Below are 20,830 nucleotides of genomic sequence, written 5' to 3'. Positions count from 1 at the left end.
GGCTTCACTGGTCCAGCCCCAAAACACAATAAAAACGAGGTGTGAGAATGCAATATGCAAGAGCAGCTGTGATGGTCGAACAAAACCGGGTCGAGACATGGGAGGTTCCGGTTTTTGATCCTGCACCAGGTGGAGCGCTGGTACGCGTGGTTCTCGGTGGCGTGTGCGGCAGTGATGTGCACATAGTTTCCGGAGAAGCAGGCACTATGCCCTTCCCGATCATTCTCGGCCACGAGGGTGTGGGCCGCATCGAAAAACTCGGGGCCGGCGTCACCACGGATTATGCAGGCGTTCCAGTCAAGCAGGGTGACATGGTGTACTGGGCGCCCATCGCCCTGTGCCATCGCTGCCACAGCTGCACTGTGTTGGATGAAACCCCCTGCGACAACTCAACCTTTTTTGAGCATGCGGAAAAGCCCAACTGGGGCAGTTACGCCGATTTTGCCTGTCTGCCCAATGGTATGGCCTTCTACCGCCTGCCCGATCATGCCCAGCCGGAAGCACTGGCCGCACTCGGCTGCGCCCTGCCAACTGTGCTGCGCGGCTATGATCGCTGTGGCCCCGTCGGCCTGGATGATACTGTCGTCGTTCAAGGTGCTGGCCCGGTCGGACTCGCAGCCGTGCTGGTTGCTGCAGCATCGGGTGCCAAGGATATCATTGCCATTGACCACTCGCCGGTTCGCCTCGAAATGGCCCGTAGCCTCGGCGCGACCGAGACCATTTCGCTCAAGGACACAACGCGGGAAGAACGCCAACGTATTGTCAGCGATCGCTTCGGCAAGCGTGGCGCCAGCGTGGTGGTGGAAGCGGCCGGCGCCCTGCCGGCATTTCCCGAGGGCGTGGATCTGACCGGCAACCATGGTCGCTACATCATTCTCGGCCTGTGGGGCGCGATCGGTACCCAACCCATCGCCCCCCGCGACCTGACCATCAAGAACATGCATGTTTCCGGGGCTACCTTCGCCAAGCCCAAGCACTTCTATCAGGCGATGCACTTTGCCGCCCGGATGCAGGGCCGCTATCCGTTGGCCGACCTGATCACGCAGCGCTTTTCCATCAACGATGCCAACAAGGCGCTTGAACTGGTCAAGACAGGTGCACTGATCAAGCCCGTGATCGATCCGACGCTCTAGCCGCCCCCTTTTCCGGAGAACAAAAATGAGTACTGAAGCCATACAGAGCAATGCCAATCTTGCGCCCCTGCCGCCCCATGTACCTGAGCACCTGGTGTTTGACTTCGACATGTACAACCCACCGAACATATCGGAAGGCGTGCAGAAAGCCTGGGCGAGTCTGCAGGGACCGAATGTACCGAATATTGTATGGACTCGATGCAATGGCGGGCACTGGATTGCCACCCGGGGACGATTGATCCGTGAGGCCTTCGAAGATCCCGCACACTTTTCGAGCGAGTGTCCGTTCATTCCCCGCGAAGCGGGCGAGGCCTACGACTTCATTCCGACTTCGATGGATCCGCCGGAGCAGCGCCAGTTCCGTGCCCTAGCCAGCAGCGTGGTTGGCATGCCGGTAGTGGATAAAATGGAAGGTCACATCAGGGAGCTGGCGTGCTCACTGATCGACAACATTCGCCTTCAGGGTCACTGCAACTTTACCGAAGATTTTGCCGAGCCCTTCCCGATTCGGATCTTCATGCTGCTCGCGGGGCTGCCGGATAAAGACATTCCGCATCTGAAATACCTCTCGGATCAGATGACTCGCCCGGATGGCAGCATGACCTTTGCTGAAGCCAGAGACGCGCTCTATGAGTATCTGATACCAATTATCGCAGAGCGCAAACTTAAGCCAGGCACTGACGCCATAAGCGTAATCGCCAATGGCCAGGTCAAGGGGCGCCCAATCACCAGCGACGAAGCCAAGAAAATGTGTGGTCTGCTGCTGGTTGGTGGCTTGGATACCGTAGTCAATTTCCTCAGCTTCAGCATGGAGTTTCTGGCCAAAAGTCCAGAGCACCGCAAAGAGTTGATCGAGCATCCAGAGCGCATTCCGGCTGCCACCGAGGAATTGCTCCGGCGCTTTTCGCTAGTAGCTGATGGCCGAATTCTCAAGTCCGACCTTGAGTTCCATGGCGTGCTACTAAAGAAGGGCGATCAGATCCTACTGCCGCAACTACTGTCGGGACTGGATGAGCGTGAAAACGCGTGCCCGATGCACGTCGACTTTGGCCGCCAGAAGGTATCGCATACAACGTTTGGTCACGGCAGTCATCTGTGCCTGGGCCAACACCTAGCCCGCCGCGAAATCGTCACCACCTTGCAGGAATGGCTAGCCAGGATTCCTGACTTTGCCATTGCCCCTGGCGCTCAAGTGCGCCACCAGAGTGGCATTGTCAGCGGCGTGCATGCACTTCCGCTGGTCTGGGATCCGGCGGCGACCAAAGCGGTATAAACACGTGGAGGTGCGTGCAGTGAACGCAAACAAAAATCTGGTCATCGTCGGTGCCGGCCACGCAGGGGTTGAGGCTGCTTTTGGTCTTCGCGCCAATGGCTGGGAAGGCAATATCTGGCTGGTGGGGGATGCAGAGGTTCTTCCCCATCATCTGCCGCCCTTGTCCAAAGCCTATCTGGCTGGCAGGGCCACACCGGAAAGCCTGTACCTGAGAACCCCGGATGCCTACGCGGCGCAGAACATCCAATTGCTCAGCGGCACAAAGGTAACGGCCATCACCCGCGGCCGACGGCAGGTCAGTCTGTCGGATGGCCAAGTACTGGACTACGAACGATTGGTGTTGGCTACCGGCGGACGTCCGAGGCTGCTACCGGTAGCTAATGGCGCAGCCGGCAAAGCGGCCAATTTTCGATACCTACGCACACTTGAGGATGCCGAGTGTATCCGCCAACAGCTGATCCCCGGCAATCGCTTGGTGGTGATTGGCGGCGGCTATGTCGGCCTTGAAGTGGCTGCAACCGCCATCAAGGCGAACGTGCAGGTCACCCTGCTCGACACAACAGACCGTGTTCTCGCGCGGGTTACCGCCCCGCCGGTATCGGCCTTTTACGAACGCCTGCACCGTGAAGCTGGCGTTGACATACGAACCAGCACGCAGGTATGCGGATTTGAGATGTCAGCCGACCAGCAAAAAGTGACCGCCGTACTATGCGAGGACGGCACACGACTGGCAGCAGATCTGGTGGTCGCCGGGATTGGCCTGGTCCCGAACTGTGAGCTGGCCAGTGCGGCCGGACTGCAGGTCGATAACGGCATCGTGGTCAACGAGCAGATGCAGACCTCTGATCCCGTGATCATGGCAATCGGCGACTGCGCCCAGTTTCACAGCAGGATCTATGGTCGCTGGGTACGTATCGAGTCGGTGCCCAATGCATTGGAGCAGGCGCGGAAAGTTGCCGCCATCGTCTGCGGCAAGCCACCGCGCAGCGAGGCTGCCCCCTGGTTCTGGTCCGACCAGTATGAAGTCGGACTGAAAATGGTCGGGCTGTCCGAGGGATATGATCGGATCATTATTCGTGGCTCTTTGGAGCAGCCCAACTTCAGCGTTTTCTACCTGCAGGGGGACCGAGTGCTGGCGGTTGATACGGTGAACCGCCCGGTGGAATTCAACCTGTCAAAGCAGATCATCACGGATCGACTTCCGGTTGAACCAAACCTACTGGATGACGAAAGCGTGTCGTTGAAAGAAATAATCGCGGCAGCCAACGCTGAATTGAATAGTGCCTGAATTTACCCGCGACCGGTACCCGCAATAGATGACCGTTTTTCCCCAAGAGTGTGAGGACAAACAAATGCCTAAAGTAGTGTATGTGTCACATGATGGAACGCGTCGCGAGTTGGATGTCGCTGACGGAGTAAGTCTTATGCAGGCTGCAGTCTCCAATGGTATCTACGATATTGTCGGCGATTGCGGCGGTAGCGCCAGCTGCGCAACATGCCATGTGTATGTTGATAATACCTTCAAGGACAAGGTACCGACTCCCAGCGAGCGGGAAACCGGCATGCTGAGTTGTGCGGCGGCCGAAGTCAGGCCGAACAGCAGGCTCTGCTGCCAGATCTTCATGACCTCAGACCTGGACGGCATCGTGGTGGATATACCCGACAAGCAATGGTGACTCGCGGTATTGATGGACAACCACCAAGGTCTGCAGAACGGGCTGCTGTCCGGCAGCCCCTTCAATTACGCCCTGATCGCCGCCGATGCACAAGGTCGCAGGCCTTGGCGTGCACCTTATTGCGGTGCTCTGCTCGCGCCTGGACGCCAACGCCTGCAAGGCAAAGGCTTCGCTCGCCTCGATCAGTTCCTGCACGGGCAGAACTTATGGCCGCATCCATTGATTGCCCTGCAAAGAGGGTCGAGGGTGCGCTTCATGCTTAACGGCCTTTGCACGGAAGGATGACGAAAAACGCACGATATCAACGAGAAAGTGCCAGCGGGTGGGGCGAGAGAAGAGTACTGGCACCGTGTATCGAGCAGTTTCATGACCTGGGGTCGAAATGCTCTCCCCTGACGGCTACAGCCACAGAACAGCGGACCGGGATATCTGACATGGCAGATCATGAATCTGACAATTGCTACTCCCGACACCATGACCAAGTTCAGCTCGTGAACCCGCTAACTTTATACGGATGACAGGTCAGGCCTTCTGCATGCCTGTAAAGAATATCTTGCAAAAGGCATTCGCCACTTCCTCGGCCGAGAACTTGCTCTTGGGGGTGTACCAGCGATACGTCCAGTTCAGCATGCCGAAGATGGTGTTGGCTGCCAGGCTAGCGGGGATGTCATCCCGAAAGCTGCCCTCGGCCACGCCCTGCTTGATCAGAGCCAGCACCGCATGCTCGAAGCCCTTGGTTTTTTCGTGCATTTCCTGCGCCCAAGGAGTCTTAGCATCAGCGATCTTGTGCATCTCTTCCTGAATATAGAGATACATATAAGGATAGCTATCGCTGTATGACTGCATCAGTAGCTGTACCAACTGCCTGAGCTTTTCCTCGGTATCGATATCCTCGCGGGCGAGCATCTTTTCGACATTCCTGGCGTTCTGCTCAACACCACCCTTAACTGCCTCACGGAAGAATTCTTCCTTGTTGCCGACGTAATAATAGACGCTGGCGCGATCCATACCAGCATAATTAGCGATGTCATTGAGGGTCGTTGTCTGATACCCCTTTTCCTTGAAAACATCAGCTGCAAGGCGAATCAACTCATCTCTCTTGGCCTTGTACTTGGCTCCCCCGTCATTCAAAGCCGACTTGCGACGCCGGGATATATTGCTACTCGGAGGTAATGGATTAGCCATGGCGTAGGTTCTTCCTTAAATCAAATATAGTGAACCAATTGATTTGATCACTTTTCAATCAACCAATGCTAACGTTTGTCAACGCATGCGTAAAGAAGAAGATATGGCCACCGGACGGCGCCAAAGCCACATGCTGTGGCGCCTGAGCGAACTACATCCTGCCGAACCGGCGTCCAACCTGGCACAGGCCGGCCTATCGTCCATACAAGGTCTTTAGGCAGGCTCAATAGCTGTAAAAGCCCTGGCCGCTCTTGCGCCCCAAATGGCCGGCTTCGACCATCTCACGCAAAAGCGGTGCGGGGCGGTACTTGGAGTCATTGAAACTGCTATAAAACACTTCCATCACCGACAACAGGGTATCCAGGCCGATCAGGTCTGCCAGCGCCAACGGCCCGATTACATGGTTGCAGCCCAGGCGCATGCCCTCATCGATCCCCCTGGCACTGGCGATCCCTTCCTGCAGAACGAATACCGCCTCATTTATCATCGGTACCAGAATCCGATTCACGGCAAAGCCAGCGCTGTTCTTCACCGAGATCGCAGTCTTTTTGATATTTTCTACAAACTGCTCAGCAGCCTCATGGGTGGCATCATCGGTCTGCAGCCCGCGAATAAGTTCGACTAGTAGCATGACCGGCACTGGGTTGAAAAAGTGCATACCTATGAAACGGTTCGGCGCGCTACTGGCCGCTGCCAATTTGGTGATGGACATGGATGACGTATTGCTGGCAATAATCGCGTCCTTACGCACCGTTTTGTCTAGGGCCTGAATGATGGCCAGCTTGACCTTTTCCACCTCGGAGGCAGCTTCAATCACCAGATCTACATCCGCGAGATCGGTGTAATCGGTGGTGCTCTTGATGCGCTGCAGAGCAAATTCGCGCTCAGTCGGCGACAGCTTTTCTTTGTGCACTAAGCGCTCAAGACTGCCCGAAAGAGTATGGAGGCCTCGCTCCAGTGACTGCTGATCAATGTCCAGCATGACCACGCTGAGCCCCGCAGTGGCACATACCTGTGCAATACCGTTACCCATGGTACCGGCTCCGACAACACCAACCTTGCTGATCCGCATAACTGTCGTCCAACCTCTATAAAAAATGCTACCTATTACAAACGCTCATATATGGCGGCAATACCCTGCCCGCCGCCGATGCACATGGTGGCCAAGGCATAACGCCCACCCGTGCGTTGCAGCTCATAAATGGCTTTGATGGAAATAATTCCACCGGTGGCACCGACCGGGTGCCCGAGAGAAATACCCGAACCATTGGGGTTCACAATCTCCGGATTCAACCCCAACTCCTTGATCACCGCACAGGCCTGAGCGGCAAAGGCTTCGTTAGCCTCAATCACATCAATCTGGTCGAGCTTGATGCCAGTCTTCTCCAGCACCTGGCGAACCGCCGGCACTGGACCGATCCCCATGTAATCCGGATCGACACCGGCATAGGCATAGCCAACTAAGCGGGCCAGGGGGGTCAGGCCAAGCTTCTCTACTGCCTTGCCCTCCATGAGTACTAACGCCGCGGCACCGTCGTTCAGACTGGAGGCATTTCCTGCGGTAACCGTGCCATTCTCTTTGACAAAAATCGGCTTCATGGCTGACAGCTGCTCGATGGTCACCTCGGCGCGGACATTTTCGTCGCGGCTGAACTGGCTGGTGCCCTTTCGGGTCTTGAGTTCGACCGGCACGATCTGCTCGTCGAAATAGCCCTTGGAAATTGCCCGGGCAGCGCGGCGCTGACTTTCAACCGCCAGTTCATCTTGCGCGTCACGGTCAATTCGATAACGGACAGCCACATTCTCGGCGGTGACCCCCATGTGAATGCGCTTCCAAGGGTCATGCAGAATGCCGTTCATGTAATCAATGGCGTCGGTATTGCCGAGCCGCGCGCCCCAGCGCAGATTGCCCAAGATGAACGGACCGCGGCTCATGCTTTCCGCGCCGGCACCGATGGCAATATCCGTGTCGCCTAGCAGAATCGCCTGCGCGGCGGATACGATGGCCTGTAGAGCGGAGCCGCACAGGCGATTGACATTGAACGCTGGAGTCTCCTGCGGCACACCGGCATCGATGGCAGCAACACGGCTCAGGTAGGCGTCCTTTGGCTCGGTGGGGACCACATTCCCCATAACCACGTGCCCGACCTGCCCAGGCTCGATGCCGGCACGCTCAATTGCCGCCCGTACTGCTACGGTAGCCAGAGCGGAAAGCGGTAGATCCTTCAGGGAACCACCAAAACTGCCAATCGCGGTGCGTGCAGCCCCCACCACAAATACCTGACGCTGTGTCATGTGTAACCAGCCTATTCAGTAAATTGATAGTCGCGTTGGCGACATTGCCGTCCCTTATTTCAAAAAAAAGGGCCTGACTGACACTATCTGCCAGCGGCCCAAAAAGGAGCGTTGCCACCAACTAAACCGGAAGAAAGAGCTTCAGGATAATTACCAAAAGTTCTAGTTTCCCGTGTATGTCAACCATTCCTGTTCGGAAGCCAGCCGACCTTGCCGCTCTCGGTATTACCGATCCGCACGTTGAAACTCTCAACCGCCTGCGCCACTACACTGCCGATATCAAAGCCAGTTATGGAGGTTAAACCTCCGTCTACGGCAATGGACTGGCCGGTAACATGCGCAGACTCATCGGAGGCAAAGAACAGTACCGCGTCAGCAATATCCTTCGGTTTGCCGGCCCGGCCCAGCGGGATTAGCTTGCCGTAAGGCTCCTCAAGACTTTCCGTGAAGGCCGCGTAATGCTCGGGGGCCACATCGCAGGCGGTACCAATAATTGGCGTCAGGATTAGACCTGGCGCGACCACGTTAGATCTGATTTGCTTGGGCGCCAATTCATAGGAAGCTGAACGCGCCAGGTGCAGTACTGCGGCTTTAGCGGCATCGTAGGAAACCGATGACCAGCCGGCTTGGATACCGGCAATACTGGAAATCGAAACGATACTACCGCCCTGCCCTTGGGCAATCATCTGACGCGCAGCATGCTTGTGACCAAGCGCCGCGGAGCGAAGCAGCAGGGTTACCGTTTTGGTAAAACCGTCTGCATCAAGGTCGATCAGCGCGGTCTGATCGCCGAGGGCACCGGCGTTGTTAACCATGATGTCCAGGCGTCCGAAGCGTTCAACTGCATAGGCAACCAACGCCTCAATCTCGACATCGCTGGTCACATCCGTGCGCTTGAAGGCAACCACCTCCGCGCCAAGCTGCGATTCGAGTTCGGCAGCCTGATCATTGATGTCACCGACCACCACCTTCGCACCTCCGGCAACAAAGGTCTCGACAATGCACTTGCCAATACCCCGCGCGCCGCCGGTGACGATTGCTACCTTGCCCTGCAATCTCGACATGCTACCCCCTTCTTGTATTTGTGCATCTTAGGAATACTCTTGCATATAACCGCCAAAATAAACACAAGAGTTGATTTCTAATTTGAACCTGCCCCCTCCGAAGATCGAGCGGATCAACTCAGCCTTAGCGACGCCGCAAGCCTTCCAGCAGCTCTCTAAACTCGCGGGTAGCCATGCAGGCGATGATGGATTGCGCCTCGGCCTCCAGCTGTTGCTCCAACGAAACTGACGCCGATTGCCAGACCAGACGTTTTGTGCCGGACGCTGCTGTCGGGCTCAGTTCAGCCAGGCGCTCAGCGTATTCACGGGTTTTGGCTTCCAACTCGGCTAGCTCGACCACCCTGGACAACAAGCCGAGTTGACTGACCCCATCAGCGCTCAACTCCGGCTCGTCCAGAAATATCTGCAGGGCGCGTCGTGCCCCTAGAGCCTGCACCAGACCGATCGTGCCGCCGCCGTCAGGTGAAACCCCGATCTGCGCATAAGCGGGACGAAAACGGGCATTGGCCGCAGCAATGCAGAAGTCCCCCATGAAGGCCATGGAAAATCCGGCACCGGCGACCGCACCATGCACACTGGTCAGCACCAGCTTGTCCATGCGCCGCAGCACCAAAAGAAAGCGGTTGAAATGCGCCAGCAACTTACTAATCGGCAGTGCTAAGTCGTCGATATGGGAGAGAAACAGATTGACATCACCGCCGGCACAGAACGCCTTACCTGCACCGCGAATGACCAGTACCCGGACGCTGTGGTTTAGCTCGACAGTCAAGGCCAGCTGCTCCAGGCATACCGCCATATCTACATCTATTGCATTGAACGAGCCGGGACGGTTGAGCGTGATGATGGCAATCGCCCCAGCGATCTCCAGAAGGGCCGGCGCATCAGCTGACTGCGTATTTGTAAGCGTCATATGGCAGCGGAACCTGAGTTGATCAAAGGAAGCCAGGCCCGAGCGCCCGCCCGACCTGCGGTTAAGTTCAACTCATGGTTGCATCACCAACACCACCAAGTCAACGATCGCGTTGATCATTTCAGCAAAAATTCAACAAACATGTTGACCAGCGCATTCTTATAGCACCATCCTTTAAAGCGCCAGCGCTGCGCAGCAACCTGGCACGGCCATTTCCGAAATGGTCGGTAGGTTCGGCACGACTCCTTACACAACCTTAGGCTTAGGTACACAGCCCTTCGATCAATAAGACAGAGAACAGGAAGGCAACATGAAACAGCTAGAAGGTAAAAGAATCATCGTAACCGGCGGCGCACAAGGTATTGGTGCGTCCGTGGTGCGGGCCTACATTGCCGCGGGTGCAACTGTTGCTTCAATGGATATGAACGACACGCTTGGACAGCAGGTGGTTTCCGAAGCTGGCAAGGCCGATCCCGGCTGCAAATCCCGCTACTACCATTGCAACATTGCCGACCGCCCCGAAGTGGAAAGCGCCTTTGCTACAGCGGCTGAGGATATGGGAGGCTTGGATATCATGGTCAACGTGGCGGGAGTCCATCGCCACTCCCCGCCGGACGCCATAGCGGAAGACCTGTACGACATGCTATTCCGCATCAATGTACTTGGAACCATAAACACCAATGCGGTGGCCTACCGGCTGATGAAGGATCAAGGCACAGGCAATATCATCAACTTCGGTTCGGAATCGGGTCTGACTGGCGAAATCAACAATGCTCTGTATGCCGCCAGCAAAGCTGCGGTTCACACCTGGACACGAAATGTCGCCCGCCAATGGGGCCCTGACGGCATCCGCATCAACGCCGTTCTGCCCTACATGGTCACGCCGATGTACATGGACTTCCGCAATGCACTGTCACCGGAAGATCTTGCTGCCCATGATGCCGCCACCAAGATCGACATACCGCTGGGCGGAAAATTCGGCGATTCCGACAGGGATCTTGCCCCGGTAATGGTGTTCCTCGCCAGCGACGCCTCTCACTTCATGACCGGGCAGATGTTCCCGGTAGACGGCGGCCTGATCGCCGTACGCTAGGCGTCACGAAGGCTCCAGCCACCCGGTTGGAGCCCTCACCTTCGGTTTCAACCGCAAACGGCCCTCGGACAGGCTTCAGACCGGCAAATCAGAGAGCACCAGAATAAATCAACACACAAGTTGACCAGCATCGATTTGAGGCTAATCATTACTACAACGCCATTCCCCCCGCACCACCGCTTGTGCTGACTAATGGAGCACACCATGGGAAGTCAACGAGAACCAGCTGTACTACAAGCTTCCGAAAGCGTCTGCGAGATTGTTGCGGCCGTTCTTTCCCATAAGGGGGAACTAGCTCTGCTACGTCGGAGCAATATGGTTACAGGTGACGTCGGGCGCTGGAACTGTATTACCGGGTTTCTCGACCACGATCACGAGCCGCTGTCTCAGGCCCTGACCGAAGTGGAAGAAGAGGCCGGTATTTCAAAGCATCACCTGAAACTGCTCAGTAGCAGCGTGTTGCACCTGCTAGGGCAAGATGGTCGCACTTGGCGCGTTTACGCCTTTCATTTCCATAGCCGGACTCGGACACTGACACTCAACTGGGAAAATGACGCCTCTGTCTGGCTGGCACCACAAGAACTGGATCAGCTATCCACCGTCTCCTGGTTTGCACACATTCTGGATGCATGCGGTCTAACATCCTGAGGCATGACGGCCAACGCAAGCCGAAGTCTGTGGCCTTGGCTAGTTACAGGTAATCGCCCTGCTTGTTGACGCCGTTGCCACACATGAATAACCAAGTCGTATATGGACTCTGGCCTATTAGCTTTCCCTTGTTCCAAGCTCACGGAAGCTCGAAAATGAACTGTCCTTGGCGTGACCTCCATCAAGAACTTGCCAGGGCTATATGCCATGTTCAAAAGCCCCAGGAGGTCGCGCCGTGTGAAAACAGCGGAGTTCTGATTCCAAAGCAACAGACAGCATTAGATTGGATAGCAGATGGGGAATAATTCAGCAAAGCGCCTCTGAGTTTTTTGGCAGGCCGTGAGGCGAATTATAACGTCCTGGGATTGCCAGGTGCGTGAAAAGGCCCCATTCAGGCCTGTAGAACGGCCACCGCTCAGCTGATACCAAAGATACTCATCAGCCGGTTGAGGGTGTGCTCCAGTATATGGAGGCTCATCTCAGTGCTCCCCCTTGGCACTGTTTTCGTCAGGAAGTGCGTCTAACCCATCCAATGCTTGAGCGTGCCAGACAGGTGCTCAACGCTTGGCGGCGCACACCCATCAATTCGGGCTAGCGATCCGGCCACTGTTGCATAACATCGAAAACCGCCTCGTACCGCCAGCGCTTGAGTCGACGCTAGTTCCTGGACGTGCAATCGCTGAGCATCAGGCAGTGCAGACACGTCGGACTCCTGTAAACATCCACAGTGAGACTGACCTCAAATGTCGAAAAGCGCTTGATCGCCCTGGTCGGCGGAACAACGGTATTCGTCATCAGCAGGGAGGTAGACGAAGTTCCGCATACCGCAGCGACCTTCCGCCGTGCTGCGAAGGTCATGGGTTTGGGCACATAGGGCGTAATACCTGACTTCGCCCAAGACAGGATTCCGGGGCCCTTGAAGTAACCGCGATCAGCAACGACGGTGAGCCTTTCAGCCCCGGCGGCTTCGCGTCCTTGTTCGGCAATCGTGGTTAGCACCGTGTGGCCATGCCGACATGGGAGACTTCGTGGGCAATGATGAGGTGTTGCCAGGTATCGGTCGCGGTATGCACATTTTAGTCGACCATGCCGGTGCCTCTGCCGCTGGTGGCCATAGAATGTACATCGGGATCGTTCAGGGAGACCTGTCCGTCCGATGCATCACGTAGTTGCCGCTCCATCTCCTTGAGCGCCTGTATCTGCTGCTTGAGCAACTCGATCTTTTCCTGGAGGCGACAGGCCTTTGCGCCAGCGACATCGGACTGTGTTCGGTCGGAGGTGCCAGCTACCTACCCCCCTTTCAATCAGTAATTTCAGGAGGCCATACAAGCGGGCGCCTACAATCTCGGGGCTCCTGCGGGATTACTGAAACTCGACAAGGAGGTCGCTAGTCAGGCCTCGACTCTGGCTTACCTTCAAGACTTTCGCCTTATGATGTTCATTACCTTGCCCACCCTGCCACTCACGCGGCTCCTACGCGCCCGCAACAAGCACTTGCAACCTGCTCCTGCATTAGATTGAACGACCAGCAGCCCTTGCTCACTAGCGCCAGGCAAGGTTCCCCGAATATGTCGGAAAGCTATTCGCGACAACCAGCGAAAATAGGGTTTTACTGGAAGGTAGTGCCACGCTCTTACCGGTCGCTTAGCGATGACATCTGCACAACCCAAGGGAGGGAATCTCGGACACCGAATCGCCACTTCATTGAGCGGGAGGCGAGTCATGAATAGAAAACACTGTTCTAAACTGATAACAATCGCCGTTTGCCTGGCTGGCTGTACGTCGCTCCACGACCGCCAGGTGGCCAATATCCAGTTAACGCCCAGCATCCACAACGCTGGACAGATTGGGCAGGCAACCTTGGCATCGGCAGGAAAAGACACATCCATATCAATCTTCATCAGCGGTGTTCCAAGCGATACAACAAGGCCGGTTCACATCTACACCTTTATCTACTCCGGCACCTGTAATCAGCGCCCAGAAACGACGCCAGAATTTGAGATAAACCAGAACGTCCTGACGGACAAAGCTTACGCCAAACGCGGATGGACCATTTCCAGAAGCGCTCCTGTGGAACTCAGCACACTTCGAACCGGTGGCTATTCGATCGTGCTTCGCGTCGGCCCTGCCGATGGGAATCGAGAGATATTTTGCGGCGATATCACGTAGAGACTAAGCGCGTCAGTGTGAGGCGTATCTCGGCGCAGGCAAGGTCGAAGTCCAGAAGAGCGGCTATCCCAAAATGCAGGATCCGCGTGGCCGCAAGATCGAGCACGGGGTCATCCTGAAGGTGGTGTCCACCAACATCTGCGGCTCGGACCAGTACATGGTGCGTGGCCGCACCACCGCTCAAGTCGGCATGGCGCTCGGCCACGAGATCACCGTGAGGTGATCGAGAAGGGCCGTGACGTGGAAAACCTGAAGATCGGCGACCTGCTTTCCGTACCCTTCAACGTAGCCTGCGGCCGTTGCCGTTCCTGCAAGGAACATCACACCCGGTGTGCCTGACTGTTATCCCGGCACGTGCCGGCGATGCCTAACCTCCACACCGCCACGGTCCGACTGCACCTAGCGCCGTACACCATTCCGCTGTTTACCAACGCCTTGCCATAGCGCCATACGCCACGGGCTCGCAAGTGCCTAAATTGCTGCTTATGGAACTCGGAACAGACTTACATCGCTGCTGCAGATTTCGGCTCATGGTAAAACGCACCTTCCTGATTTCAGACCTCGTGAAAGCGGATTTCAACACGCGGTGAAAAGTATTTTTACAAGCACCTGTTTTTATTGGAAAGGGATTTCAGCACCAGTTGAAAAACTACGGGTGGATGGCGCTCTTCTCATCCACCACCCTCCGGGGCACCAGGCTCAAAGACTCAGGAGGAGTCATGTCCAATTACCGCCGCGCACGGATGACGGGCGGCACTTACTTCTTTACCGTCAACCTGCGCGACCGTCGTGACGACCTGCTGGTGCGCGAAATCGACCTGCTGCGCAACGTGGTCGGTTCGGTCAAACAACGCCATCCCTTCCATATCGATGCCTGGGTCGTATTGCCCGAGCACATGCACTGCCTCTGGACCCTGCCTCCCGGCGACATGGCGTATGCGAATCGCTGGAAGGCGATCAAGTTTGCCTTTTCCAAACGTTTGGCGAATGTTGAATCATGCACCGATGCCCAGCGTGGGCGTGGTGAACGCGGTATCTGGCAACGTCGCTATTGGGAACACCTGATCCGCGATGACTGCGATTACCAGCGGCATTTCGATTACATCCATTTCAACCCCGTAAAGCATGGTCATGTGTCGTGCGTGAGGGATTGGCCGTACTCGGGCTTTCACCGAGCGGTGCAGGATGGGATTTATCCGGTGGATTGGGCGGGAAATACATCGGAGAACGATGCCGGAAGCTGGGGCGAGTGAGCGAGCGAGGGTTGGCTCTGTTTGGTGGATGAAAAGAGCGTCATCCACCCTACGTATTGAGCTTGAAGGCTTCAACATATCCATATCGGTTTAAATATCTAAAGGATTAGCGAATGAGTACTCGCATCGAAATGACGGAAAACCCAGGAGAAGATGAGCGTTCGGCTATCCTCAGGCCTTTACGGGCTCATAACTTTTCGCAAGCGGGCGATCCAAAGCGAGAAACGATAGCCCTGCTAGTCCGCGATGAGCACACCAATGAAATCATTGGTGGCCTTTATGGTGAGATATTTTATCGTTGGTTATTCATCGAGTTGCTCGCCATACCTGAGCAAACGAGGGGACAAGGCACAGGCTCACGCCTGATGAACATGGCGGAAGACATTGCACGTGAAAAAGGCTGCGTCGGAATCTGGCTAGATACCTTTGATTTCCAAGCACCAGAGTTCTACCAAAAACATGGTTTCACGGAGTTCGGTCATCTCGACGACTTCCCCCCAACGCATAAGCGCTTCTTTTTCCAGAAACGATTAGCGCGGTAGCCCGGATGCTCCTATCGCTCCGTCTCACGTAGGGTGGATCGGCAAGGGTGAATGGGGCGGCGAGGACGGGTTTTGGGGAGCGAGGCTGTGAGCGGTGATTGGTGGATGAAAAAAGCGTCATCCACCCTACGCACACTTCCCTGCTATCAATCAGCCAAATCCCACGCCCCAACGGCATTGCCCCTCTCCTGCCCTGCCCATAGCCTCTGTCCCCGGCGCCTAAGAAACGCCCTAACCAGAGCGGTCCTCCGCACCCGACAGCTATGCGGCTTTTTTGTGCTCGCGGCATAATCGCGCCCGCAAAATCCTCTGCTCTGTCGGGAGTGGGCTAATACAAGACCCGAAAGGGAAATACGTCCGGCCCGTCTCTGGTGGGTTTCTTAGCTCCCGACTCCAATCACGCCCTAAGAAGCGATCAGAGGTAATGGATATGCCCGACTTCCCCCAGTTTCACCCCTACCCTCAGCCTGACGCTGAAGTCCTGATCCCCGCCCTCTTCACCCGCCACCGCCGCCAGCTTCGTGCCCTGTTGTTGGATGGCGAGCCCTGGTTCGCCGTGAGCGACCTGGCGCGGCTAATGAATCACGCACCGCTCAATGAACGGGCACAGCGCAATCTGGACGAGGACCAACTGCAAGCGGCCTGGCTGCGTAACAGCCACGGAGAATTCCAGCGGGAACTACTGATCAGTGAGTCTGGCGTCTATGCGGTGCTGATCCTCTATTACCACCCGGAGAACCGCTGCATCCGCCAGTGGATCACCCAGCACGTGATTCCGCGCCTGCGGGAAGAAGAGCGCTTCGACGCCCAACACCCCTATCGCGAAGTGATCCAGTGGCAGGAACGAGATATCGAGGTGCTGCATTGGCAGGGCAAGGCATGGCTGCCTTTGGACGATTGCCCGCGCCTGTTGCAAAGGCCGCCGCATGTGATCGGCTAGTTCGTAGGATGGGCCGGGCGGCGCTCCGCGAGCGGAGCGATACCCATCGCATCGTGGTTGATGGGTATCGCAAGCTCCACCCTTCCTACGAACTATGTCCGGTTCAGGGTGAGGGTGTCAGCACCGCAACCGCCAGCTCGTCCAGATCGACGGAGGCGCGATTGAGATAAAACTCGGCACCACCGCTGCCAGCGTTACCACCGCTCGCCACCTGCTGCAGTTGCGGACGTACAAACAGATAGCTGGCCCTGGCCTTCGACAACACCTCGGCATGCTCGGCATGGCGCGCCAGTAACGTCTCGAAACGCTGCTCGATCGTCTGGTCGAGCTCCTTTGCCTGATCTGGCGTCAGCGTCAGGCCGCCCTTCTGCGGAAGCGGGTAGAGACGAACCTGGTAGTCCAGCAACAGCGTGGCCAGGGCCTGGCTTTGCGCCTCCAGGTCGGCGGCGGCCGGATCGGGCCCGGCACTGGCATAAGCAGTGGAGGCCGCCTGCTGCAGCTGTTGCTGATGGCCGAGCAGTTGCTGGATCAGCTCCGGGTAACGCTCGCGCTCGGCCGGAGGCAGTCGATCGAGGGTTTCGAAAACTTCTTTCATGGCACGCAGCGGCTGCACCAACGCCTCGGGCTGCCCCAGCTGTACCATGTAGGTTTCCATAATATTGAGGTGCTCGAAGGTAGCGTTCAAACCTCGCGGGTCGGGTGTGCGTTCGGCCGGATTGAAATAGACCATCGCACTGGCACACATCAATTGGCTGCGACTGCGGATTTCACTCAACTTCCCGGCGCTTCGTCCATCTCCCCAGACCAGCGGGCAAATCAGGCACAACAGGAACAGCAGCGACTTCTTTTGCATGATCCATATCCTCAATTCTTGTTGTTATGTCGGGTTACAGCGCAAAACCATGCAGCCCATCCGGACGGCTCCCCAAGCGTCCAGCCTCCGGCGCAACGAGGTTCATCGTGGCTCGCCAAGCCTGTAACAACGGGGCATCAAGACTCCTGCACAGGTGAAAAGTTGGTCGGCTAGCTGGCGGATAGTAGTCGGGACCCAAAAGGCACGCATACTCCAAAAGGGGGGACAGATACATTTTTGTTACTCCAATCTCAATGACATCCCCAGCACCATCAGCGCGGAAAGGCTCCGGACACGGACCTGGAACCTTCTGCCCTACAAGCGTTACCGCGGTGCCGACGACGACTGATAGATCGCTGATGGAGTCGTGCATTCACGCCATCGGTGGACTGAACGACTTTCCATGCATCAGCGCTTCGTACAACCCTCAGGTCCCGTACGAGAAATACCGAGTGAAGCGATACCCATCACAACCGAGCTGATGGGTATCACAGGCTCAATCCATCCTAGGGGCGCGGCTCGGCATCAACCCAACGGATGGCAAAAGGGACGCTCATCAGTAGCCGCATCATCAAGCCCTGGTGCCTTTGCAAGTGCTGGCTATTGATCTGCCTTTCTCCCCGACCCGCCATCTCTGTCGGCCTGGCGAGCGCTCCGGCGCAGTTCTTGTGGCGTCCGCCCAACGACTCGGACGAAGCAGCGCAGCATGTGATCGGCATCGCCGAATCCGACGCCCCTGGCGATCTCCTCGAACGTCTGATGCCCGTCCTCAACCAGCGGCCTCGCTGCCTCGATGCGAAGGCGCTCGACAGCTTTCGCCGGCGTCACCCCGATGGATGCCGCGAACACGCGGCCAAACTGGCGTACGCTCATATGCGCGACGTCCGCCAAGCGCTCAACGGTCAGATCATCACGCAGATGATCGCGCGCATAACTCAGCACCGTACGGATGCGATCTGAGCCAGGGTCGAAATCCAGCAGCGACGAGAACTGATCTTGGCCACCTGGTCGCCGATAGTAGACAACCAGCATGCGTGCGGCGAAGCGCGCCACCTCCTTGCCCAGGTCCTGCTCGATCATGGCCAGGGCCATGTCGATGCCCGCCGACATGCCTGCGGACGTCCATACGTTCTCATCCTCGGTCCAGATTCGATCCCCGTCCACGCGCAGCGCCGGATAGCGTGCTTGCAATTGCGGCGCGTAGTTCCAATGCGTGGTCGCGACACGACCGTCGAGCAGGCCACTCTCGGCTAGCACGAAGGCGCCAGTACAGACGCTGGCGGTACGGCGAGAGCGCAAGGACATGTGCCGGATCGCAGCCGCCATCGGCATCATCAAGTCACCCATCGGAACGGCTGGCGCGCCGACGATGATGAGCGTGTCGACGCGGTCGACAACCTGCAATGGTTCGGTCGCGACCTGCAGTCCGCCCGAGGTGAGGATCAGTCCGCCCTCAAGCGAAGCGACTGTGAATCGATAGCCCGAAGGGTGCGCACGATTGGCGTTGGAGAAGGCTTCGAGCGGGCCACTCAGATCCAGCAACACGAAGCCCGAGTAGACCAAGAAACAGACGTGACGCGGCATGACCTGAACGCCAAGAGCCTGGCAGAAGCGTCATTAGACGCCCCTCCTGTTTGGCAGGTCAACGGGTGCGACGACGGGGTTCGGCCCTTGCCTGATGGCGAGTCCCGGCCATGCGCCGGGAAGCGGTCGACTGGCCATCCGGGCACACCCGCCTCACTCACCTTGGCTGCGCTTGTCGGCCGAAATCCAAGGATATATGTCCCATTCGTACGTTCTCCTCGCCGTACCGTAGACGCACCACCCCACTTCGAGGACATGCACATGACCTTCAACAGCACCCATCCCAGGAGAATGCTCCAAGCCACCTTGCTGGGCGCCATCCTGATGGCGCCCGGCATCGGCTTCGCCGCTGAGAACCCCTATGCCGATCCGGTCAAGCCCGCGCTCCCGGCCTCCACCTTTGAATGGGATCTGAGTCGAACCGCTCTGGTCGTGATCGACCCGCAGATCGACTTCATGAGCCCAGAGGGTGCGGGCTGGCCGGTCTTCGGTGAGAGCGTTACCGAACAAAAGCTGGTCCCGAATCTGCGCCGGCTTTTCGCGGCGTTCAAGAAGTCCGGAACGACCGTCGCGATCTCGCCGCACTACTACTATCCCCACGATCACAAATGGGAGTACGAGGCCCCGGCGGAAACCGTGCAGCACAAGCTTGGCCTCTTCGATCGCAAGGGCGCCTTGACCCTGGATGGATTCCGCAACTCGGGCGCCGACTTCATGCCGGAGTTCAAGCCCTTCATCGAAGACGGCAAGACCATCGTCGCCTCACCGCACAAGTTGTATGGCCCGCAAAGCAACGACCTGATGCTGCAGCTGCATAAGCAGCGAATCGACAAGATCGTCCTGGCCGGCATGGCCTCCAACCTGTGCGTCGAATCGCACCTTCGCGAGTTCCTGGAGCGCGGTTTCGAGGTGGTCGTCGTGCGTGACGCCGTCGCCGGCCCGAAGCTTCCTGACGGCGACGGATACGGTAGCGCACTGGTCGACTTCCGCTACATCGCCAACGATGTGGTGACCACCGACGAGGTCGTGGACAAGCTCGAAGGGCGCTGACAATGGGTAGGACCAATCTACCGACCAGACACGGGAGCCCTTGTGGCTCCCGTACTAGCTGCCTGACGCGGAGTCACGCATGAGCAATAGCAAAAGCTTCGGGCCTGCCAGCCCGGATCGGCGAGATTTTCTGGTGTTCGGCTTGAGTGCCGCGGCCCTGGCTGCCGTTTCCCCGGCGTCCTTCGCGGCACTCTCGTCCGTCCATTCTCCTTCCATCGACCGCGGAATCATGACCATGAGCACAGTGACCACCCAGGATGGCGTTGAGATCTTCTACAAGGACTGGGGGCCGAAGGACGCCCAGCCGATCGTGTTCCACCATGGCTGGCCGCTCAGCGGTGACGACTGGGATAGCCAGGCCCTGTTCTTCGTTGGCCTGGGCTATCGCGTCATCGCGCACGATCGGCGCGGTCACGGCCGGTCCGCTCAGGTGAGCGACGGCCACGACATGGACCACTACGCTGCGGACGTCGCGGCCTTGGTTCAGCACCTGGATCTGCGCAACACCGTGCATATTGGCCATTCGACCGGTGGCGGCGAGGCGACGCGCTATGTCGCCCGGTATGGGCAGGTTCAGCGGCGCGTGGCCAAGCTGGTTCTGATCGGCGCGGTGCCGCCCATCATGCTGAAGACCCCAGCCAATCCAGGTGGCCTTCCCATCGAGGTTTTCGACGACTTCCGAAAGCAACTGGCCGCCAACCGGGCGCAGTTCTATCTGGATATTGCCAGTGGCCCGTTCTACGGCTTCAACCGCCCAGGCGCCGTTGTTTCGCAAGGCATGATCCAGAACTGGTGGCGGCAAGGCATGGCCGGCGCGGCAAAAGCCCACTATGACTGCATCAAGGCCTTCTCCGAGACCGATTTCACCGATGACCTGCGGGCGATCAGCGTACCGACCCTGGTCATGCACGGTGACGACGACCAGATCGTTCCCATCGCCGACTCCGCGCTGCTGTCGAGCAAGCTGCTGAAGCATGGAACCCTGAAAGTGTTCGAGAAGTACCCGCACGGGATGTGCGCGACGCACGCCGAAGTGGTCAATCAGGAACTGTTGAAGTTCATTCGCGGCTAACGTGGACCAGTCATGGCCCTGCTCCTGCTGGCGGGCCACGGCTGGCCGCACTACTCACCGCACGCCTGCAACCAGGTGATGGATTAGCCG

General features: G+C 57.5%; 21 protein-coding genes and 1 pseudogene. 14 read left to right on the top strand and 8 right to left on the bottom strand.

Going from position 1 to position 20,830, the window contains the following annotated elements; translation table 11 throughout:
• The first annotated feature begins 47 nt into the window (after positions 1-47).
• The 5 genes from camD (at position 48) to E8F12_RS11275 (ending at position 4,367) form a co-directional block, all read left to right on the top strand.
• Entirely contained in the window at positions 48-1,133 is a 1,086-nt protein-coding gene (camD, locus tag E8F12_RS11295; RefSeq protein ID WP_280325322.1) for a 5-exo-hydroxycamphor dehydrogenase, read from the top strand.
• A 25-nt stretch (positions 1,134-1,158) separates the two neighbouring features.
• On the top strand, positions 1,159-2,406 hold the full coding sequence (locus E8F12_RS11290; RefSeq protein WP_280325321.1) for a cytochrome P450: 1,248 nt from the start codon (positions 1,159-1,161) through the stop codon (positions 2,404-2,406).
• A 19-nt stretch (positions 2,407-2,425) separates the two neighbouring features.
• Positions 2,426-3,694 (top strand): FAD-dependent oxidoreductase, encoded by a 1,269-nt coding sequence (locus tag E8F12_RS11285; RefSeq protein ID WP_280325320.1) that lies wholly within the window; start codon positions 2,426-2,428, stop codon positions 3,692-3,694.
• 64 nt (positions 3,695-3,758) lie between these two features.
• Positions 3,759-4,082 (top strand): 2Fe-2S iron-sulfur cluster-binding protein, encoded by a 324-nt coding sequence (locus E8F12_RS11280; RefSeq protein ID WP_280325319.1) that lies wholly within the window; start codon positions 3,759-3,761, stop codon positions 4,080-4,082.
• A 12-nt stretch (positions 4,083-4,094) separates the two neighbouring features.
• Positions 4,095-4,367, top strand: a complete 273-nt coding sequence (locus E8F12_RS11275) for a hypothetical protein (protein ID WP_280325318.1) — start codon at positions 4,095-4,097, stop codon at positions 4,365-4,367.
• Positions 4,368-4,604: 237 nt separating this feature from the next.
• Here the strand turns inward: E8F12_RS11275 and E8F12_RS11270 are convergent, their stop codons facing one another.
• The 5 genes from E8F12_RS11270 to E8F12_RS11250 form a co-directional block, all read right to left on the bottom strand.
• Positions 4,605-5,267 (bottom strand): TetR/AcrR family transcriptional regulator, encoded by a 663-nt coding sequence (locus tag E8F12_RS11270; RefSeq protein WP_280325317.1) that lies wholly within the window; start codon positions 5,265-5,267, stop codon positions 4,605-4,607.
• Positions 5,268-5,490: 223 nt separating this feature from the next.
• Entirely contained in the window at positions 5,491-6,339 is an 849-nt protein-coding gene (locus tag E8F12_RS11265) for a 3-hydroxybutyryl-CoA dehydrogenase (RefSeq protein WP_280325316.1), read from the bottom strand.
• Between the two features lie 35 nt (positions 6,340-6,374).
• The gene (locus E8F12_RS11260) at positions 6,375-7,562 is read right to left on the bottom strand and encodes an acetyl-CoA C-acyltransferase family protein (RefSeq protein ID WP_280325315.1); all 1,188 of its coding nucleotides are present in this window, start codon (positions 7,560-7,562) and stop codon (positions 6,375-6,377) included.
• Between the two features lie 179 nt (positions 7,563-7,741).
• On the bottom strand, positions 7,742-8,626 hold the full coding sequence (locus E8F12_RS11255) for an SDR family oxidoreductase (RefSeq protein ID WP_280325314.1): 885 nt from the start codon (positions 8,624-8,626) through the stop codon (positions 7,742-7,744).
• A gap of 124 nt (positions 8,627-8,750) precedes the next feature.
• Positions 8,751-9,536 (bottom strand): enoyl-CoA hydratase-related protein, encoded by a 786-nt coding sequence (locus tag E8F12_RS11250; RefSeq protein ID WP_280325313.1) that lies wholly within the window; start codon positions 9,534-9,536, stop codon positions 8,751-8,753.
• A 310-nt stretch (positions 9,537-9,846) separates the two neighbouring features.
• Here E8F12_RS11250 and E8F12_RS11245 point away from each other — a divergent pair, with 310 nt between their 5' ends.
• Both E8F12_RS11245 and E8F12_RS11240 read left to right on the top strand, forming a co-directional pair.
• Positions 9,847-10,629 (top strand): SDR family oxidoreductase, encoded by a 783-nt coding sequence (locus E8F12_RS11245; protein ID WP_280325312.1) that lies wholly within the window; start codon positions 9,847-9,849, stop codon positions 10,627-10,629.
• A 204-nt stretch (positions 10,630-10,833) separates the two neighbouring features.
• Positions 10,834-11,277: an NUDIX domain-containing protein gene (locus E8F12_RS11240; protein WP_280325311.1), complete on the top strand. Its 444-nt coding sequence runs from the start codon at positions 10,834-10,836 to the stop codon at positions 11,275-11,277.
• A gap of 1,076 nt (positions 11,278-12,353) precedes the next feature.
• Here the strand turns inward: E8F12_RS11240 and E8F12_RS11235 are convergent.
• Positions 12,354-12,491 (bottom strand): hypothetical protein, encoded by a 138-nt coding sequence (locus tag E8F12_RS11235; protein ID WP_280325310.1) that lies wholly within the window; start codon positions 12,489-12,491, stop codon positions 12,354-12,356.
• Between the two features lie 508 nt (positions 12,492-12,999).
• Between E8F12_RS11235 and E8F12_RS11230 the strand changes: the two genes are divergently transcribed.
• The 5 genes and pseudogenes from E8F12_RS11230 (at position 13,000) to E8F12_RS11210 (ending at position 16,181) form a co-directional block, all read left to right on the top strand.
• A complete protein-coding gene (locus E8F12_RS11230) occupies positions 13,000-13,446 on the top strand; it encodes a hypothetical protein (RefSeq protein WP_280325309.1) in 447 nt (148 codons plus the stop codon).
• Between the two features lie 73 nt (positions 13,447-13,519).
• Positions 13,520-13,814 (top strand): annotated as a pseudogene (locus tag E8F12_RS11225) (alcohol dehydrogenase catalytic domain-containing protein); the annotation flags it as partial.
• Positions 13,815-14,165: 351 nt separating this feature from the next.
• Complete coding sequence (locus tag E8F12_RS11220; protein WP_280325308.1) at positions 14,166-14,699, top strand: transposase; 534 nt, start codon at positions 14,166-14,168, stop codon at positions 14,697-14,699.
• Between the two features lie 113 nt (positions 14,700-14,812).
• Positions 14,813-15,241, top strand: a complete 429-nt coding sequence (locus tag E8F12_RS11215) for a GNAT family N-acetyltransferase (protein ID WP_280325307.1) — start codon at positions 14,813-14,815, stop codon at positions 15,239-15,241.
• A gap of 430 nt (positions 15,242-15,671) precedes the next feature.
• Positions 15,672-16,181 (top strand): BRO family protein, encoded by a 510-nt coding sequence (locus E8F12_RS11210; RefSeq protein WP_280325306.1) that lies wholly within the window; start codon positions 15,672-15,674, stop codon positions 16,179-16,181.
• A 103-nt stretch (positions 16,182-16,284) separates the two neighbouring features.
• On the opposite strand, the gene E8F12_RS11205 is transcribed toward E8F12_RS11210, so the two are convergent.
• Entirely contained in the window at positions 16,285-17,034 is a 750-nt protein-coding gene (locus E8F12_RS11205; protein ID WP_280325305.1) for a hypothetical protein, read from the bottom strand.
• Positions 17,035-17,634: 600 nt separating this feature from the next.
• Complete coding sequence (locus E8F12_RS11200) at positions 17,635-18,618, bottom strand: GlxA family transcriptional regulator (RefSeq protein ID WP_280325304.1); 984 nt, start codon at positions 18,616-18,618, stop codon at positions 17,635-17,637.
• A gap of 261 nt (positions 18,619-18,879) precedes the next feature.
• Between E8F12_RS11200 and E8F12_RS11195 the strand changes: the two genes are divergently transcribed.
• Positions 18,880-19,668, top strand: coding sequence for a cysteine hydrolase (locus E8F12_RS11195; RefSeq protein ID WP_280325303.1), 789 nt, complete (start codon positions 18,880-18,882; stop codon positions 19,666-19,668).
• Between the two features lie 235 nt (positions 19,669-19,903).
• The gene (locus E8F12_RS11190; protein ID WP_280325328.1) at positions 19,904-20,740 is read left to right on the top strand and encodes an alpha/beta hydrolase; all 837 of its coding nucleotides are present in this window, start codon (positions 19,904-19,906) and stop codon (positions 20,738-20,740) included.
• Positions 20,741-20,830 lie beyond the last annotated feature (90 nt).

The sequence above is a fragment of the Pseudomonas sp. BN102 genome (assembly GCF_029871245.1).
GTDB lineage: Bacteria > Pseudomonadota > Gammaproteobacteria > Pseudomonadales > Pseudomonadaceae > Metapseudomonas.
The sequence above is the reverse complement of the archived record's forward strand: the minus strand, read 5'-3'. Positions and strand labels throughout refer to the sequence as shown.

What these genes read in the sequence shown, in the direction of transcription:
- camD (WP_280325322.1), top strand. Translation starts at nt 48, where the DNA reads ATGCAATATGCAAGAGCAGCTGTGATGGTCGAACAAAACCGGGTCGAG.
- E8F12_RS11290 (WP_280325321.1), top strand. Translation starts at nt 1,159, where the DNA reads ATGAGTACTGAAGCCATACAGAGCAATGCCAATCTTGCGCCCCTGCCG.
- E8F12_RS11280 (WP_280325319.1), top strand. Translation starts at nt 3,759, where the DNA reads ATGCCTAAAGTAGTGTATGTGTCACATGATGGAACGCGTCGCGAGTTG.
- E8F12_RS11275 (WP_280325318.1), top strand. Translation starts at nt 4,095, where the DNA reads ATGGACAACCACCAAGGTCTGCAGAACGGGCTGCTGTCCGGCAGCCCC.
- E8F12_RS11270 (WP_280325317.1), bottom strand. Translation starts at nt 5,267, where the DNA reads ATGGCTAATCCATTACCTCCGAGTAGCAATATATCCCGGCGTCGCAAG.
- E8F12_RS11265 (WP_280325316.1), bottom strand. Translation starts at nt 6,339, where the DNA reads ATGCGGATCAGCAAGGTTGGTGTTGTCGGAGCCGGTACCATGGGTAAC.
- E8F12_RS11260 (WP_280325315.1), bottom strand. Translation starts at nt 7,562, where the DNA reads ATGACACAGCGTCAGGTATTTGTGGTGGGGGCTGCACGCACCGCGATT.
- E8F12_RS11255 (WP_280325314.1), bottom strand. Translation starts at nt 8,626, where the DNA reads ATGTCGAGATTGCAGGGCAAGGTAGCAATCGTCACCGGCGGCGCGCGG.
- E8F12_RS11250 (WP_280325313.1), bottom strand. Translation starts at nt 9,536, where the DNA reads ATGACGCTTACAAATACGCAGTCAGCTGATGCGCCGGCCCTTCTGGAG.
- E8F12_RS11245 (WP_280325312.1), top strand. Translation starts at nt 9,847, where the DNA reads ATGAAACAGCTAGAAGGTAAAAGAATCATCGTAACCGGCGGCGCACAA.
- E8F12_RS11240 (WP_280325311.1), top strand. Translation starts at nt 10,834, where the DNA reads ATGGGAAGTCAACGAGAACCAGCTGTACTACAAGCTTCCGAAAGCGTC.
- E8F12_RS11230 (WP_280325309.1), top strand. Translation starts at nt 13,000, where the DNA reads ATGAATAGAAAACACTGTTCTAAACTGATAACAATCGCCGTTTGCCTG.
- E8F12_RS11220 (WP_280325308.1), top strand. Translation starts at nt 14,166, where the DNA reads ATGTCCAATTACCGCCGCGCACGGATGACGGGCGGCACTTACTTCTTT.
- E8F12_RS11215 (WP_280325307.1), top strand. Translation starts at nt 14,813, where the DNA reads ATGAGTACTCGCATCGAAATGACGGAAAACCCAGGAGAAGATGAGCGT.
- E8F12_RS11210 (WP_280325306.1), top strand. Translation starts at nt 15,672, where the DNA reads ATGCCCGACTTCCCCCAGTTTCACCCCTACCCTCAGCCTGACGCTGAA.
- E8F12_RS11205 (WP_280325305.1), bottom strand. Translation starts at nt 17,034, where the DNA reads ATGCAAAAGAAGTCGCTGCTGTTCCTGTTGTGCCTGATTTGCCCGCTG.
- E8F12_RS11200 (WP_280325304.1), bottom strand. Translation starts at nt 18,618, where the DNA reads ATGCCGCGTCACGTCTGTTTCTTGGTCTACTCGGGCTTCGTGTTGCTG.
- E8F12_RS11195 (WP_280325303.1), top strand. Translation starts at nt 18,880, where the DNA reads ATGACCTTCAACAGCACCCATCCCAGGAGAATGCTCCAAGCCACCTTG.
- E8F12_RS11190 (WP_280325328.1), top strand. Translation starts at nt 19,904, where the DNA reads ATGAGCACAGTGACCACCCAGGATGGCGTTGAGATCTTCTACAAGGAC.